The 16,528-nt window shown below is 44.3% G+C and carries 18 protein-coding genes; 12 read left to right on the top strand and 6 right to left on the bottom strand.

The window, feature by feature from the left end:
* Nucleotides 1-97: 97 nt before the first annotated feature.
* The 6 genes from ABTV07_RS19440 to qoxD all read left to right on the top strand — a co-directional run bounded on the left by ABTV07_RS19440 (nucleotide 98) and on the right by qoxD (nucleotide 6,387).
* Nucleotides 98-1,288, top strand: a complete 1,191-nt coding sequence (locus ABTV07_RS19440) for a glycine C-acetyltransferase (protein WP_433745599.1) — start codon at nucleotides 98-100, stop codon at nucleotides 1,286-1,288.
* Nucleotides 1,289-1,338: 50 nt separating this feature from the next.
* On the top strand, nucleotides 1,339-2,286 hold the full coding sequence (locus ABTV07_RS19435; protein ID WP_433745596.1) for an L-threonine 3-dehydrogenase: 948 nt from the start codon (nucleotides 1,339-1,341) through the stop codon (nucleotides 2,284-2,286).
* A 253-nt stretch (nucleotides 2,287-2,539) separates the two neighbouring features.
* Nucleotides 2,540-3,430 (top strand): cytochrome aa3 quinol oxidase subunit II, encoded by an 891-nt coding sequence (gene qoxA, locus ABTV07_RS19430; RefSeq protein ID WP_433745593.1) that lies wholly within the window; start codon nucleotides 2,540-2,542, stop codon nucleotides 3,428-3,430.
* A 15-nt stretch (nucleotides 3,431-3,445) separates the two neighbouring features.
* Complete coding sequence (gene qoxB / locus ABTV07_RS19425) at nucleotides 3,446-5,383, top strand: cytochrome aa3 quinol oxidase subunit I (RefSeq protein ID WP_433745590.1); 1,938 nt, start codon at nucleotides 3,446-3,448, stop codon at nucleotides 5,381-5,383.
* Between the two features lie 16 nt (nucleotides 5,384-5,399).
* A complete protein-coding gene (gene qoxC / locus ABTV07_RS19420; RefSeq protein WP_433745587.1) occupies nucleotides 5,400-6,020 on the top strand; it encodes a cytochrome aa3 quinol oxidase subunit III in 621 nt (206 codons plus the stop codon).
* Nucleotides 6,013-6,387: a cytochrome aa3 quinol oxidase subunit IV gene (gene qoxD, locus ABTV07_RS19415; protein WP_433745585.1), complete on the top strand. Its 375-nt coding sequence runs from the start codon at nucleotides 6,013-6,015 to the stop codon at nucleotides 6,385-6,387. Before qoxC ends, qoxD begins: the two co-directional genes overlap by 8 nt.
* Before the next feature lie 206 nt (nucleotides 6,388-6,593).
* Here the strand turns inward: qoxD and ABTV07_RS19410 are convergent, their stop codons facing one another.
* The 3 genes from ABTV07_RS19410 to ABTV07_RS19400 form a co-directional block, all read right to left on the bottom strand.
* Complete coding sequence (locus ABTV07_RS19410) at nucleotides 6,594-7,304, bottom strand: alpha/beta hydrolase (RefSeq protein ID WP_433745582.1); 711 nt, start codon at nucleotides 7,302-7,304, stop codon at nucleotides 6,594-6,596.
* Nucleotides 7,305-7,395: 91 nt separating this feature from the next.
* Entirely contained in the window at nucleotides 7,396-7,680 is a 285-nt protein-coding gene (locus ABTV07_RS19405) for a hypothetical protein (RefSeq protein ID WP_433745581.1), read from the bottom strand.
* A 173-nt stretch (nucleotides 7,681-7,853) separates the two neighbouring features.
* The gene (locus tag ABTV07_RS19400; protein ID WP_433745579.1) at nucleotides 7,854-8,138 is read right to left on the bottom strand and encodes a spore morphogenesis/germination protein YwcE; all 285 of its coding nucleotides are present in this window, start codon (nucleotides 8,136-8,138) and stop codon (nucleotides 7,854-7,856) included.
* 289 nt (nucleotides 8,139-8,427) lie between these two features.
* Between ABTV07_RS19400 and ABTV07_RS19395 the strand changes: the two genes are divergently transcribed.
* From ABTV07_RS19395 to sda, 4 genes are all read left to right on the top strand, one after another.
* Nucleotides 8,428-9,681 (top strand): ATP-binding protein, encoded by a 1,254-nt coding sequence (locus tag ABTV07_RS19395; RefSeq protein WP_433745576.1) that lies wholly within the window; start codon nucleotides 8,428-8,430, stop codon nucleotides 9,679-9,681.
* A 181-nt stretch (nucleotides 9,682-9,862) separates the two neighbouring features.
* Entirely contained in the window at nucleotides 9,863-10,735 is an 873-nt protein-coding gene (locus ABTV07_RS19390) for an ABC transporter permease subunit (protein ID WP_433745574.1), read from the top strand.
* Nucleotides 10,732-11,751, top strand: coding sequence for an ABC transporter permease (locus tag ABTV07_RS19385; RefSeq protein ID WP_433745568.1), 1,020 nt, complete (start codon nucleotides 10,732-10,734; stop codon nucleotides 11,749-11,751). The genes ABTV07_RS19390 and ABTV07_RS19385 overlap by 4 nt, the downstream gene beginning before the upstream one ends.
* A gap of 123 nt (nucleotides 11,752-11,874) precedes the next feature.
* Nucleotides 11,875-12,006, top strand: coding sequence for a sporulation histidine kinase inhibitor Sda (gene sda / locus ABTV07_RS19380; RefSeq protein ID WP_433745565.1), 132 nt, complete (start codon nucleotides 11,875-11,877; stop codon nucleotides 12,004-12,006).
* A 98-nt stretch (nucleotides 12,007-12,104) separates the two neighbouring features.
* Here the strand turns inward: sda and ABTV07_RS19375 are convergent, their stop codons facing one another.
* Together ABTV07_RS19375 and ABTV07_RS19370 are read right to left on the bottom strand one after the other, a co-directional pair.
* Nucleotides 12,105-13,397, bottom strand: coding sequence for a short-chain fatty acid transporter (locus ABTV07_RS19375; protein ID WP_433751363.1), 1,293 nt, complete (start codon nucleotides 13,395-13,397; stop codon nucleotides 12,105-12,107).
* Nucleotides 13,398-13,595: 198 nt separating this feature from the next.
* Complete coding sequence (locus ABTV07_RS19370) at nucleotides 13,596-14,015, bottom strand: MarR family winged helix-turn-helix transcriptional regulator (protein WP_433745562.1); 420 nt, start codon at nucleotides 14,013-14,015, stop codon at nucleotides 13,596-13,598.
* A gap of 146 nt (nucleotides 14,016-14,161) precedes the next feature.
* Here ABTV07_RS19370 and ABTV07_RS19365 point away from each other — a divergent pair, with 146 nt between their 5' ends.
* Complete coding sequence (locus tag ABTV07_RS19365) at nucleotides 14,162-14,821, top strand: DNA alkylation repair protein (protein WP_433745560.1); 660 nt, start codon at nucleotides 14,162-14,164, stop codon at nucleotides 14,819-14,821.
* Between the two features lie 101 nt (nucleotides 14,822-14,922).
* Nucleotides 14,923-15,789 (top strand): Cof-type HAD-IIB family hydrolase, encoded by an 867-nt coding sequence (locus tag ABTV07_RS19360; RefSeq protein ID WP_433745557.1) that lies wholly within the window; start codon nucleotides 14,923-14,925, stop codon nucleotides 15,787-15,789.
* Nucleotides 15,790-15,837: 48 nt separating this feature from the next.
* On the opposite strand, the gene ABTV07_RS19355 is transcribed toward ABTV07_RS19360, so the two are convergent.
* Nucleotides 15,838-16,482 carry a TetR/AcrR family transcriptional regulator gene (locus ABTV07_RS19355; protein ID WP_114745837.1) on the bottom strand — a complete coding sequence of 215 codons (645 nt, stop codon included), beginning with the start codon at nucleotides 16,480-16,482 and terminating at the stop codon, nucleotides 15,838-15,840.
* Between the last annotated feature and the right edge of the window lie 46 nt (nucleotides 16,483-16,528).

Below are 16,528 nucleotides of genomic sequence, written 5' to 3'. Positions count from 1 at the left end.
TAGTTAAAGCTTTGAAAACTAAGTACTGTCCGCTGCAGGTGGACAAGTGTATTTTAAGCGTTTTCATAAAATATAAAATATCCATGGAGGGATCACTATGTCAAGTAAAGCATTAGATCAGTTTTTAAATGAAAACCTGAATGATTTGAAAGAAAGAGGCCTTTACAATGAAATCGATCCTGTAGGTACACCGAATGGTCCTGTCATTAAAATCAACGGAAAAGAACTTATAAACTTATCTTCAAATAATTACTTGGGTCTCGCAACGAACCCGCGTATGAAAGAAAAAGCGATTGAAGCTGTGAAAGAGTGGGGCGTTGGTGCGGGTGCTGTACGTACTATCAACGGAACACTCGAACTTCACACTCTCTTGGAAGAAAAAATTGCAGAATTCAAGGCTACTGAAGCTGCCGTTGCATTCCAATCCGGATTCAACTGCAACATGGGTGCCATTTCTGCAGTCATGAACAAAAATGATGCGATTCTTTCTGATGAATTGAACCATGCATCAATCATTGACGGCTGCCGCCTTTCAAAAGCGAAAATCATCCGTTTCAACCACTCTGATATGGAGGACCTTCGCCAAAAAGCGAAAGAAGCAAAAGAGTCCGGCCAATATCAAAAAATCATGGTCATCACGGATGGCGTATTCTCCATGGATGGAGATGTGGCAAAGCTTCCTGAAATCGTGGAAATTGCAGAAGAGTTCGACCTGATCACATATGTCGATGATGCACATGGATCCGGCGTCCTTGGTAAAGGGGCAGGAACAGTTAAGCATTTCGGTTTATCTGACCGTGTTGACATGCAAATGGGAACTCTTTCAAAAGCGATCGGAGTTGTCGGAGGCTATGTTGCCGGTAAGCAAAACTTGATCGATTGGCTCAAAGTGGCCGCTCGCCCGTTCTTGTTCTCAACAGCTCTTACCCCTGCAGATGTAACAGCCTGCACAGAAGCAATCACTATCTTAATGGAGAGCACTGAATTGCATGATAAGCTTTGGGAAAACGGGAACTATCTGAAACAAGGCCTTAAATCCATCGGCTTTGATATCGGCGACAGCGAGACGCCAATCACTCCGGTCATCATCGGGGAAGAAAAAGCGACTCAAACATTCAGTAAACGCCTTTATGAAGAAGGAGTCTACGCAAAATCCATCGTATTCCCTACGGTTCCACGAGGGACAGGCCGTGTGAGAAATATGCCGACAGCTGCCCATACAAAGGAAATGCTCGATAACGCCATTTCCATTTATGAAAAAGTCGGGAAAGAAATGGGCATCATCTAAATTTAATTTGAACGATTTGAACGGTTTTAGCGACTAGGAGGAAATAGATTATGAAAAAAGTACTTGTGACCGGTGCACTCGGTCAAATCGGTTCTGAGCTTGTCACGAAGCTACGCAGCGTGTACGGAGCAGACAACATTTTGGCAACGGATATCCGTGAAACGGACAGCGAAGTCGTAACAGGCGGTCCATTTGAAACGTTGGACGTTACCGATGCTCAAAGGATGCATGACCTTGCTAAGAAATATGAAGTGGATTCCATCATCCACTTGGCGGCACTGCTTTCTGCCACTGCAGAAGCGAAGCCGCTTCTTGCATGGAACTTAAACATGGGCGGCCTTGTCAATGCGCTTGAAACAGCAAGGGAACTGGACTGCCAGTTCTTCACGCCAAGTTCCATCGGTGCATTCGGTCCTTCCACTCCGAAGGACAACACGCCGCAGGATACGATCCAGCGTCCGACAACGATGTATGGAGTCAACAAAGTTTCAGGCGAATTGCTTTGCGACTACTACTATCAAAAGTTCGGTGTGGACACACGCGGTCTGCGCTTCCCTGGATTGATTTCCTATGTGGCGCCACCAGGCGGCGGTACCACTGACTATGCAGTAGAAATTTATTACGAAGCCATCAAGAACGGCCGATACACTTCCTACATCGACAAAGGGACATACATGGATATGATGTATATGCCGGATGCGCTTAATGCCATCGTTGATTTGATGGAAGCTGACCCAGCGAATTTGAAGCACCGCAACTCATTCAACGTGACAGCGATGAGCTTTGAGCCGGAGCAGATCGCTGCTGAGATCCGCAAGCACATTCCAACGTTCGAAATGGACTATCAAGTGGATCCAATCAGACAGACGATTGCCAACAGCTGGCCGAACTCCATCGATCCTTCTGCAGCAAAAGAAGAGTGGGGATTCAAGGCTGAATATGATCTTGCAAAAATGACAGCAGATATGCTGGACAAGTTGAAAACAAAATTAGGCTAAGATAAGGGAACCGCTGGATGAAAGATGCCGGCGGTTTTTATATGCAATTATTTCCTTGATAGTCTTTATATCCCAATAATTTGATAATTTATTGAAGAGAATGTGGCGAAATATTGAGAATCCGCCATCATATATGTGAATTACTTCACATAGTGTTTGCCTTTTGCTACGGTGGGTATAGACGAGTAAAAAGGGCTTTAACGAATGAAGAACCATCATACTTAATCATAGATTAAAAAGGCAGGTGACAAAATTGAGAAAACTACTAAAGCCAATGGGTTTATTGGCCATCGTTGCATTATCTTCAGTCCTTGGCGGATGCCAGCTGACTGTTTTAGATCCAAAGGGTCCGGTTGCTGAGCAGCAGAAAGATCTCATTTATTGGTCTATCGGATTCATGCTGTTCATCGTGGCCGTCGTATTCGTCCTTTTCTCAATTATCATTGTTAGATATCGCGAGAAAAAGCATGCGGAAGGGTATGAACCGCCTGATCAGCACGGCAACACGTTTCTGGAAATCATTTGGACTGCCATTCCCATCCTGATCGTTATCGCCCTTGCTGTTCCAACGGTCAAGACCATCTATGCCTTGGATAAAGCGCCGGAAGCCACATCTCATAAGAAGCCGCTGGTTATCCATGCCACTTCTGCTGAATGGAAATGGATGTTCAGCTATCCGGAGCAGAACCTTGAGACCGTGAACTACCTGGTCATTCCTGAAGACCGACCGATTTTATTTAAATTGACTTCGGCAGATTCCATGTCAGCCTTATGGATTCCATCATTGGGCGGACAGGAGTACAACATGGCAGGAATGCAAACAGAGCTTTATCTGCAGGCAGACAAACCCGGCATCTATGAAGGCCGCAACGCCAACTTCAATGGAGAAGGGTTTGCCGATCAGAAATTTAAAGTAAAAGCCGTTACACAAGAAGAGTACGATAAATGGGTGAAAGACAAGCAAAACTCAGCACCTAAACTAACGAAAAAAGAGTATGACCACTTGCTCCTGCAAGGCCATACCAAACAAATGACATTTTCATCTACCCATCTTCAATATGTAGACCATGCCAAGATGGATAATGCAGGCTACGCAGAGAAATTAAGAAAACAGTCGGAAAAACAACAAGAAAAAGCTCACTAGGGAGGAGGAGACAGCATGAAATGGGATGAATTTTTTGTCACAGGCGACCCATTGATCTATGGAGCCGATGTTTCCATTGTGATGACCATGATTGCCATTGTGGCAGGATTGACCTACTTCAAGAAATGGAAGTGGCTTTGGACGAATTGGCTCACAACCGTCGATCATAAACGCCTTGGCGTCATGTATATCATTGCCGCAATCCTGATGCTTTTCCGCGGCGGTGTCGATGCCTTGCTCATGAGGGCGCAATTGACAGTGCCGGGATCAAAGTTCCTTGCATCACAGCACTATAATGAAATCTTTACCACACACGGTACAATCATGATCATCTTTATGGCGATGCCGTTTTTGATCGGACTGATGAACGTTGTCGTTCCATTGCAGATCGGAGCGCGCGACGTCGCCTATCCTTACTTAAATGCACTAAGCTTCTGGACATTTTTCTTTGGAGCTATGCTGTTTAACATTTCCTTCGTCATCGGAGGATCCCCGGCAGCTGGATGGACAAGCTATATGCCGCTTGCAGGGAATGAAATGAGTCCGGGTCCGGGACAGAACTACTATCTCCTGGGACTTCAAATTGCCGGTATCGGTACTTTGATGACCGGAATCAATTTTGCCGTTACCATTCTGAAAATGAGAGCTAAAGGCATGGGGCTTATGAAAATGCCAATGTTCACTTGGTCGACGCTGATCACATGTGTCATCATCATTTTCGCCTTCCCTGTGCTGACCGTCGCACTTGCATTGATGACATTCGACCGCTTATTCGGTACACATTTCTTCACCCTCGCTGATGGCGGTATGCCGATGCTGTGGGCAAACCTTTTCTGGGTTTGGGGACATCCGGAAGTATATATTGTCATCCTGCCGGCCTTCGGTATTTTCTCGGAAATTATCAGTACGTTTGCAAGAAAGACACTGTTCGGCTATAAAGCGATGGTCATTTCCATGGTCGCCATTGCCGGATTGAGCTTCGTCGTCTGGGTCCACCATTTCTTCACCATGGGCGCAGGATCGGCCGTCAATTCATTCTTCTCGGTCACAACCATGGCGATTGCCATACCGACCGGGGTCAAGATATTCAACTGGCTGTTTACCCTCTATCGGGGAAAAATCAAGCTGACGACACCGATGCTATGGTCGCTCGCTTTCATCCCGAACTTCGTCATCGGCGGGGTCACCGGGGTCATGCTTGCCATGGCAGCAGCCGATTACCAGTATCACAATACGTATTTCCTAGTAGCGCATTTCCACTATGTATTGATTTCCGGAACGGTATTTGCTTGTTTCGCAGGTTTTTATTTCTGGTATCCGAAAATGTTCGGGCACAAGCTTAACGAGCGTCTTGGGAAAATTTCATTCTGGCTGTTCGTGGTCGGTTTCAATGTCTGCTTCTTCCCGATGTTCTTCCTCGGACTGGATGGCATGCCTAGACGCGTGTTTACGTATGGAGCAGGGGACGGCTGGTTCAGCTTGAACCTTGTAGCGACAATCGGTGGTGTGCTCATGGGCCTTGGATTCCTTGTCATGGTCTACAGCATCTACTACAGCTTCCGCTATGCAGAACGGGAGAAAACTGGAGATGCATGGGATGGACGCAGCCTCGAGTGGGCAACCCATACACCGGTGCCGCATTACAACTTTGCCGTCATCCCTGAAGTCACAGCTTTAGATGCCTTCTGGAAAATGAAAAGAGAAGCGAAGAAAGATCAGCAGAAAATTCAAGAGTACAAACCGATCCATATGCCGAATAATTCCGGACGTCCATTTGTGATGTCGGTGCTATTCTTCATCGCAGGGTTCGGATTGGTCTTCCAATGGTACTGGATGGGCATTGTCGGTTTGATTGGAATCCTTGCCTGCCTCGTCCTTCGATCATTTGAATATGACGATGGTTACTACATTCCAGTCAGTGAAATAGAAGAAACAGAAAGAAAACTAGGGTAAAGGAGGCTCGAACAAAATGGATATGGTTCAAAATCATGATCAAAACACGCCGATGGAATACCAGTCAGAGACTGGCCGGTTGAATATCCTGGGTTTTTGGGTCTTCCTTGGAGCTGAAATTGCCTTGTTCTCTACATTATTTGCAACGTATTTCGCATTGATGAACCGAACAGCAAACGGCCCTTTACCCGGTGAGCTTTTCGAACTGAAAGGCGTCTTGATTGAGACATTCTTATTGCTGACATCCAGCTTTACATGCGGGATTGCCGTACATGAAATGAGACGGAATAATAAGAAGGGCTTGATGGCCTGGATGATTATTACCGTTCTTTTAGGCCTTGGATTCATTGGATTCGAGATTTCAGAGTTCATTTCTTACGTCCATGAAGGAGCAACACTTTCATCCAGTGCATTCTGGTCAGCGCTGTTCGTACTGGTCGGGACGCACGGGGCCCACGTATCACTCGGTATCGGCTGGGTCACACTTGTGTTGATTCAAACATCAAGACGCGGGCTGAACCCCGCAACGGCTAAAAAGGTCTTCATTACAAGCCTATATTGGCATTTCCTTGATGTCGTATGGATCTTTATCTTCACAGGAGTTTATTTGACAGGGATGGTGATGCATCATGGCTAGCCATACAGAAGGAAGATTCCCTTGGAAGCATTTGATTGGCTTCGTCTTCTCTATTGTTTTGACGCTGATTGCCCTCTGGGTTGGATTGTACAGCGGCTTTTCAACGAAGATGATCATAACGTTCATTGTCATTCTGGCAATCCTTCAAGCCGTCATTCAATTGTTCATGTTCATGCACGTGACCGAAAGTGAAAATGGAAAAGTCCAGACGGGGACCATGCTTTACGCAGCATTCATCGCAGTAGCAGTAGTCGCCGGAACCATTTGGGTCATGTCATTCGGAATGGACTACATGGACCACGATAAAGACATGAAAAACATGGACCATAATATGGAGATGAAGCATGAGCAGGATAATGGGAACTAATTGAATGAACAAGTAAAAGCACTGCCGGCAATTTTGGCAGTGCTTTTCTTTGTCCAGCTCCAGCGCCTAGAGGCTGGGAGGTTTCCTTCAGCACGCTTACGATAAGTCAACATCGAATCGCTTCGCTCTTCGTGTTTCCTTTATCTCGCAGCACTTCAGTCCAACCTCGGCGCCTCTAATCAGGCTCTTGCGCTTTTCTTATGTTTTCAGATCCTATCCAGCCAATCCATCAACTCAATCACCATTTCTGTTGTGAATTGATGATTGACCTCTTTATGGATATGAAACTCCACATTATCTCTTTTTTGCTCCTCTGCTAAATAACGATAATAATCCTTTTGTCCGTCTATCGGGATGATTTTATCACTATCCCCATGAATGAGCAGCACAGAAGAAGGGCAGTTCTCCTTTTTCACAGGATCATAATCGCTTAGTGTCATCTCTAGTTCTGGAGGAATGCTCCCTCTCCCATCCATGCTTCTAAAAAGGCGCTCTGTCAGTATATATGAGCCTGACCCATTAATATTGGCGAGTCCAGCCAATCTCATTTCGCGTGCAAAAATGCCATTGGCGATGAAGCCGCCCATCGAGCTGCCGATAAGGATTGTTTCTTCTTTCTTTATGCCTATTTCAGAAATGAACTCATTGAATTCATCAATGGAATTAGTGATGATTTTCCAAAAATAAGCTTGGAGCGTTTTCTGGTCGTAATGATTTTCTAATGGCTCCCTTGTATCGTGATAGAGGATCTCAGGAACGATTACTTTATAGCCTTTTTCCAGTAATTCCTCTGCTAATTCCGTGTATCCCTCAGCTGTGCCGCCCCATCCATGGTAGAGGATCAACGTTTTATGATTATAAAGATTTTCTTTCGGTTCAAATAATAAATACTTAAGATGTTTTATGATTTTCTGCATGTTTCTTCTCCCACATTCATTCACTTTTATGTTTTACAGGACAATTAAAGGAATACTACACTGCTTAATAGTCCTTCCTTTACCCTTAAGTTTAAAATTTCACTTTTTCTTCTTTCTTGAAAATACCAACCAATAATAGTACAAATCCTATCAGGAAGATTGGCGGGAAGATCACCCACATAATCATTATTGCCCATCCACTCTTCTCAATAACTGCAGCGGTTAAGCCGATTGCAAAAGATAAAAATGGAGAAATAGCAAACATCAGCGTGATTCCCCAAACGATGAATTTTCTTTTATCCGTTTTTCCCTTGCTTAGGTTATTAGCTATTATTGCTCCTAGAATTGCAATTCCATAACCTATAAGAAATGGCATATAAACATTCCTCTCTACTATGATTGATCGGCCTAGATTTTTTGAACAATACTAACTTCCATTATATGTTATTTACGGCGTGTATTAATAATTATTTTTAAAATTAAGGAAATTAATCAAAGAAGCCGGTCCCTTCATGTTAGAAGGAACCGGCTTCTTTGATCTTGGCATGCTTATTTAATGAGGGTGAAGCGTCTCTTAAGTTTTTGTTCACGAAGGAACGGTGCAGCGTATAAGTAGATGGCTGCCACGTGTGCATAAAGGAAGTTGGCAATAAATAATGTCCATAAAACGATATGTCCAAGCGTTCCCATGTCAGGAACAGCGACGTAGTAAATGAAGGAAGCCCAAAGTGCAATTACAAATGGCGAATGGACGATTGCCCACTTCTTATGCTCGGCCCAAAGGAACAATGGAGTTGCAGTAGCGACAAATAAATAGACCATAAATACATCCATGTGTTAACACTCCTTTTAGTAAAACGTTTTCAATTATGGCGAAAAAGAGAAAAGTTTGTGAACGTTTTGTTACAATTGATTATAACACAGGATCCAACTTTTTTCCAAAAGAAAGTGCAAAGATTATTCTGAATATTTTATTTTGGGTAAAAAGGCTTAATGATGTATAATTAATTCATTTAAACCTATTATTCTTTTGCCTATCCGGCAGTTGGGGAAGAATTACTTGGAATGATATGATAGTAGAAAATAGATACAAAAAGACGCAGGGGAAAAGAGGGGTGCCGGTTTGCTGACGAAAAAGGGATGGGCAGCAGCTACCGCTGGTATGATGATTGTTTTGGCATGCCAGATGGTTCTTGGATTCATCCATGAGCGGAACGCAATAGAATCATTTATTTATATAGTATTATCCATCATTTTAGTCGGGAGCCTACTTTATCTAGCTGTGAATGGGTACAGGCTCCTGGTTAAGTATCAAGGGGTGCAAGGGGAAGAAAAGAGGCTGTCTGCATTGATCGATTCCATGCCGGACTTTATGTGTGTGAAGGACGGCGAGGGAAGATGGCTTAAGGTAAACCAGTTTGGTCTGGAGCTGTACGAATTGACGCGCGTCGATTACTACGGAAAGACTGATTCCCAGTTGGGTGATTACACTCCATTTTTCAAAGATGCCCTTCTCTACTGCATCGATTCAGATGAAGCAGCATGGGAAAATCAGTGCCTGACACGGACAGAAGAATCTTTCTATCTCCGCTCCGGCGAGTTTAAAACATTCGATGTCATTAAAGTCCCTCTTTACCATGAGGATGGGACAAGAAGAATCCTGATTACACTCGGAAGGGATATCTCCCAGCAGAAGAGGACGGAAGCCATGCTGCTGAAGAAGGAGAAGCTTTCGGTGGTCGGAGAGCTTTCAGCAGGCATTGCCCACGAAATCCGCAATCCGCTTACCAGCTTAAAGGGATTCATTCAACTGCTTCATGAAACGGAAAATGTCACAGAAGAATATTTAACAATCATGTCCAGGGAAATTGACCGGATCAATCAAATCGTGAGTGAACTTCTTGTGCTTGCGAAGCCGCAGAGCAGGATTCACGCGCAGTTCCAATTTAACGAAGCGCTGGATTATGTCGTCAATATCATGAAGCATGAAGCCCTCCTTTTGGGGATTGCCATTACGATCAAAGCTGATAAAAAGGATGCCGTAATCTTCGGCGATAAAAACCAGGTGGTGCAGGTGCTGATCAATATCATCAAGAATGCCCTTGACGCAATGGGTCAAAAAGGCGGCGAAGTGACAGTGAAAGTAGAGCAGGTCGGCCAGAACTTGAAAATATCCATCAAAGATCAGGGAGAAGGAATTCCTCCTGAAAGGCTGAAGCATCTTGGCGAACCATTCTTCACCCTGAAAGAAAAGGGAATGGGGCTCGGATTGACCATCAGCAATAAAATTATCCAGGAGCATAAAGGATGCATCGATATTAAAAGCGAGTTGGGATTCGGAACGGAAGTCATCATTAAGCTTCCACTTGCACAATAGGTTTTATAAGGCTGCTCGGGTCGCATTGGCTCGAGCGGCTTTTTTGATGGTTGCATGCAGCGCCATAGCCCTTTCGCAGGATTAGCAGATTTTTTTCTAACAGAATATTTCAAATATATTTCATATTCATTACGTTTGGTGGTAAAATTGGAAGCAGATTGTCAGATTGGGAGGGTTAGAGATGAAAAAAGTACTAGATATAGCCATCCAATTCCTGCTTTCTTGTGCGGGAATCATATTAGTAGGCGCGCTTCCTCCATTCATTGCAGGACTGCAGCAGAATCACATAGATGGATCGTTATATTGGCAGTCGCTTAAAGATATTTTGTATTACATTGTGCACTTAAATGAACTTACGTATATGTTTGTTGATACAGAACGGCCGTTGTTTCCCTATATGCTTGACCCAGTATTTTATTCATTGACGGTTCTGCTTGGTGCGTTTCTTCTTGCAATCGCCGCATCACTTGCCATGACGATGCTGGTTACGATGCTGCCGCATAAACTTCGCAGGGCGGTCAAACTGATTTTTTACATATTTGAATCGATTCCGGATCTTTTGATCATCTATGGAGCTCAGCTTCTCGTCATCTTTGTTTTTGAGAAAACGGGGCTGCTCCTGATGGATATTGCAGCACTCGATAAACAGAAGATTTATTTATTGCCGATCGTATGCTTATCGATTCTGCCGATGGTGCAGCTTTTCCGCCTCAGCATGATTATCTTTGAAGACGAGTTGAATAAGGACTACGTGCTATTAGCACGCTCCATCGGGTTAAAAAAGTTGTTTATTGTGGTCTTTCACATTTTTCCTAATGCGGTCATCAGCGTCTTTTTCCAATCCAAAAAGACCGTATGGTTCATGCTGTCCAATCTATTGATCTTGGAATTTTTATTCAATATGGGGGGAGTGACTCTGTTCTTGATGGAAGGACTTGACCCGAAAATCTTCACCATTACGCTCCTTGCCTTCTTCTTCCCAATTTTCATTTTTTACACGGTGGTGGAATGGATTTTACAGCGTAAAGTGACAGGAGGGGGGACGATTTCATGAAGAGTGTCTGGAAGAATCCTTGGTTTCTCATTGGATTTATTTTTATAGCAGGACTTTTGATTGCCAGTTTTGTCTACTCTGGGGTAACGGACAACCACGTTCCTAAGTATCGCTGGATCTATGATGCAGATGGCAAAATCATTGGGGGATCCCCGCAGCCGCCGAGCTGGAAAACTCCGCTTGGCACGGATAAGCAGGGGTATGATATGTTTGCGAAAGCCATCATTGGTGCGAAATATACCATCCTGGCCGCTATATCCGTTGCTGCATTGAGGATTCTCGTTGCTGTTCCGATCGGAATGGTGATGGGGGTGTACTTTAAAAAGGGGAAGCGGTATGTCAATGGTTTTATCGATTCGTTTCACTTCATCCCTTTTACTATCCTTGCCTACTATTTGCTCCATCCGATTCTTTGGATGCCGGAAGGGGGTTTTCAGACGGGCATGTTTGAGAGGATTGCCTTGGAAGTAGTCATTTTAGCACTGCTGACAGTTCCAGTCATATCTGTGCTGATCAGCAATGAAGCCGGCAGAATCATCGAGCAGGAATACGTCCTGGCATCTAGGACGCTTGGAGCAGGTAAGCTGCGGTTGATCTTCAAACACGTTTTTCCGGCATTGAGGGAAAAGGTTTTTGTCCTCTTCGGCCAGCAGATGATGCAGACCTTGATTGTCTTCGCACACTTAGGCTTGCTGAAGCTGTTCCTCGGGGGGACGAAGGTGAGCTATGATCCGTTTTTTGGAGATCCTCCCCAAACGATTTCATATGAATGGTCCGGCTTGATCGGGGATACGTATAAGCTGCTTGAATGGATTCCATGGGTCCCGCTCACGCCGATTGTCTGTTTCGCTCTCACCATGATTGCTGTTTCCTTCATGATTGAAGGGTATGTACAGGCGACAACAGGGCATTCACACTATTTCAAGAAACGAAAAAGGAAGAGGCCTGAGGCGGTTCCAGTTTCAAAAGAATTGGCAGAACCGGAAGAACTTCAGCTTTATAGAAAATCTTCGTAATCATGACCTCCCATTACGGGAGGTTTTTTAGTTCATAGATGGTTTTGCGTTTACCCTTCCCAAATCAAGGGAAAATAATCGGAACATAAGATTTTTGGACACCGGCGAGTAGGAGGTTCGGCAATGAATAGTTATCGCTTATTGAACGACAAACAATTGATGGAGGCGTATATAAAGGCAAAAAAAGAAAATCTTTCAAAGGATTTTATCAAGCTCTTAGAAGCTGAATTGAAAAAGAGGAATCTGTTGGATTAGGCTCCCTTTCATATAAAAAAGCTGCTCACAGGAGGCTGAATGCCCCGTGCGGCAGCTTTTTTGTTGTTTAGTAGGCAAAGTAACTGCCGTATCCGGGATTAAAGGAACAGCAGACCCAATGAAATGACGATGCCGCTGACGACCAGGATGATGCAGCAGAATCCCATGATGTCTTTTGCTTTAAGACCGGCTATGGCCAATGCCGGAAGGGCCCAGAATGGCTGGATCATATTCGTCCAGGCATCGCCCCAAGCAACGGCCATTGCCGTCTTTGGTATGGATACTCCCATTGCTTTTGCAGCATCCAGCATGATCGGCCCCTGCACAGCCCACTGTCCTCCTCCTGATGGGACAAAGAAATTGACAAGTCCTGCGCTAAGGAAAGCGAAGAAATGGAATGTGAAGTCATTCGAGATCGATACAAATGCATTGGACATGACTACAGCTAGTCCTGATGCAGTCATCATGCCCATGATTCCCGCATAGAACGGGAATTGGATGATGATTCCGCTCGCTCCTTTGACAGCTGTAGTAACAGCGTGCAGGAAGCGCTTCGGTGTCCCGTGGAAAATGATCCCCAAGAAAAAGAAAGTGAAGTTAACGATATCTAAATTTAAGTTAAATCCGTTTTTAGTAAAATACCATCCTAAGAATAGAAGGCCTAAAATCCCTGCCAGCATGGAAAGGATCACACTGTTTTCCATGCGCTCTGCCGGAGTGGCAGCACCAGCTTCCAGTGATGCCGCAGAAAATGCCTCATCCTCTACAAGGATTTCCGGATCTACTGTGACCGTTTGCTCCTTTGAAGGTATCATCGCCCGATTTAAAATCGGAAGAATGATAAATAGTGCTAAAACAATGATCAGGTTATATGGTGCAAAAATGGTTTCGCTCGTTGGGATGATTCCAATTTTATCAGCAAAAGGATGTCCCTTCGTCGCAATGGAAAGTGGAATGGATCCGGAAAAGCCCCCATGCCAAACGACAAACCCGCCGTAAGCGCTTGCAATCAACAGCCGGTAATCGACATTTTTAACACGGCGAGCCAATTCTTTCGCAAAAAGAGCCCCGATGACAAGGCCGAATCCCCAGTTGATCCAAGAAGCAATGATGGATACAACGGAGACAAGGACGATGGCTGCTCCTGGTGATTTCGCAGTCCCGGCCAATCCACCGAGCAGCTTTTTAAAGATTGGGCTTGATGCAAGGACATGGCCTGTGACCAGGACGAGTACCATCTGCATGGAAAATGCCAGCAGCGCCCAGAAACCGCCGCCCCAGTATTGGACCATATCCATCGGGCCGCTGTCAGTAAAGATGAGACCCAATCCAAAGACCACGAAGGTCAGGATGATGACAAACAAAAATGGATCAGGCAGATATTTCTGCATGATGCTGTTAGAGAATTTAATAAGTGATTTCAATCCGTTTCCCCCTTTGTATAAATAGCTTTATGGCCTCTGTCATTTGAATTAGAACAACGCAGAAAGCCTCTCTATCCCCAATTGGAATATTTCTACAAAGAGAAAGGGAATCCTTCAAAAAGTTAGAAAATTTAAAAACCTCTGCCTATTTTGTGGCAGAGGGTACTATTCCAGTATTTCTCCGGCATTGTGCAGATCTTTAGACAATTGATCCGCCATCTCTTTGCCGAGGAGGTCGCAGTAGCGTTCATAGAGCTGCTTCCAACACTTTTTAATTTCAGGAAGAAGGTCTTCTGCTTTTGAGGTAGGATGGATATAAACCATCTTGCCTTCCTGCTTCCGTTCCACAAGATGTTTCACTTCCAGTTTATCGACAAACCGTGTGCAGGTGGAGGGCGCAATATGAAGCTTTTCACTCAGACGCTTTTGAGTGAGCCCCGGCTCTTCGAGTGCTGCCATGATCAAAAAAGCATACGTTGGGGACAAACCGATGGGGGCAAACGATTCTTCCGCCATTTTCGTCATGATCCGGGATAAGCGGTTCGCGGAGAAATATAAGCAATTTTTAAAATAGCCGTCGAGCATACGATCACCACTTTTAAAAGTATTTGTACATACAATTATAGACTTGTTTTGATAAGAAGACAATCAACCGGGCACTTAAAGTATATAATTGGAAATGGCAGTGTTCAGTAAAGTATGATGTAAAAAAAGAGATCGGGGGAAATAAGATGGGCATCAGCATCCTTGAAGAACTATTTCGATCAAATGCCAATAAGGAACAGGCTCCTGCAATGGAAGTCTATATGAAAGGACACTTTCCCTTTCTGGGCATCAAAAGTCCGGTAAGGAAAGAATTGGCGAAAACATTTTTTTCCGAGACGGTCATACATAAAGAGCCGTTTGACCAGGAATTCCTCCTTGAACTTTGGAAAAAGCCTGAGCGGGAATATCAGTATATGGCTCTTGATTATTATGGAAAATACATAAAGAAACGGCCGAAAGAGGACATAAGCTTAATCGAATATTTAATAACGCACAAATCTTGGTGGGATACTGTAGATAGCCTTGCTTCTAATTTTGCAGGAATTCTTGCCGGGAATTATCCGGAATTGAAGGAAGAAGTGCTGAGGGGCTGGGGTGCGCATGAAAATATGTGGCTGCGCAGGACGGCTATTCTATTCCAGCTTAAATACAAAGCATCAACGGATGAGAAGTTCCTTTATGAAATCATCTTGCAGAATAATGATTCCAAAGAATTTTTTATCCAGAAATCCATTGGGTGGGCGTTAAGGGAATACTCAAAAACGAATCCGGATTCGGTGCGGGCATTTATTGAAAGCCATCCACTGGCGAAACTCAGCATCCGGGAAGGAAGCAAATATCTTTAAGTTCTGACGGATACGAAGCGATGATAATCGTATCTTTTTTGAAATCCCTCCCAGTCTGTTAAAATGACGGGGGATAATACTTAAGAGAAGGTGTGTACAGCATGATAGAATGTATTGCAACGGATATGGACGGAACATTATTGAATTCTAAACAGAAAGTAAGCGAAGCCAACCGCCGCGCGATAATGGAAGCGCAGGAAAAAGGGATACAAGTGGTCGTTGCGACAGGAAGATCTTATACAGAAGCAAGGTTTGCCCTTGATGAAGCAGGGATTGAATGTCCGATCATTTGTGTCAATGGAGCTGAAACCCGCAACCGTGAAGGAGAGGTCATCCACGTCAGCGGAATGGATGCAAAGGCTTCAGCTGAGGTTTCCCGCCAATTGAAAGAGCATGGCATCTATTTTGAAATCTACACCAATAAAGGGACGTATACTGAAGACTATGAAAAGGGAATCGATATCATCATGGATATCATTCAATCAGCGAATCCGCATGTCAGTGAACAGCAGATCAGGGATGGTGCCAAGAAGCGCTTCTCAGAAGGTCATATTTCAGTGATTGACCACTACCAGGAAATCTTTGATGATCCCTCTTATACGATTTATAAATTTCTTGCATTCTCTTTCGACGATCAGGCTCTTGAAAATGCAGAAGGGCCATTGAAGGAGATAGAGGGGATAGCAGTCAGTTCATCAGGGAAAGAGAACTTGGAAATCACCAATGTCCATGCACAGAAGGGAATCGCTTTGGAGAAGTTTGTGGAAGAGCATGGCCTCGACCTTTCCAAGACGATGGCCATTGGGGACAACTTCAATGATCTGTCTATGATGAAAAAGGCAGGAAGACCCGTGGCGATGGGAAATGCCGCACAGGGAATCAAGGATTATTGCGAATTCCATACAGCAACCAACGAAGAAGACGGCGTAGCCAAAGCTATTTTTGAAGCAATGAAAGCAACTGTATAACCCATACGTAAAAATGCCCCGGCAGCCATTCGAGCTCCGGGGCATTTCCTACTTTTTTATACCGTTTAAGATAAAAGATATCATGTTTTCGATTTCCTTTTCATCGTTCCAATCGGCTTCCGGGGCCATGATGTGCCTCGCCAATAAGTAGCCGATGATGGTCGAGCCCAGCATCCGAACGACGGATTCTGGCGGCAATTCGATAATTTGGCCATTCTTCTGGTAATGAACGACGACTTCTTTCAGCCTTTCAAAAACCTTAAGGGCAATATTCTTTGTGAATTGCTCCTTCAGCTCAGGATGAAAGGGGATTTCCTGAACCAGGATTTTAATCATGTTCGTATTTTCCTTGGCAAACGCCTGCCTGTTCGCAATGATGGCTCTGAGAAAATCCTCAAATTCCTCATAATCCTTATCCAGCACCTTATTAAGGTCGCGGATGATGAAAGGCGCAATCAGTTTAGTCATGGTCGGTGCAACAATGGAAAATAGTAAATCTTTTTTCGTTTTATAATGACGGAAGATGGTGCCTTCCGCGACGCCTGCTTTTTTGGCAATTTCACTGGTGGAACTTGCGGCATAGCCTTTTTCGGAAAAAATCTCGACGGCCGCTTCTAGTATCTTTTTTTGTTTTTCCGTCACGCCATCCTGGTTTTCAATCAGCAAATTAAGCATCTGGTTTTCTTCAGACATGTCGATCTCCTCGTTGAATTCATTTACTTCCTTCATTGTACAACAA

Origin of the sequence: Falsibacillus pallidus (assembly GCF_050990905.1) — a bacterium.
GTDB lineage: Bacteria > Bacillota > Bacilli > Bacillales > DSM-25281 > Falsibacillus > Falsibacillus pallidus_A.
This window is presented reverse-complemented; position numbering and strand designations above follow the sequence as displayed.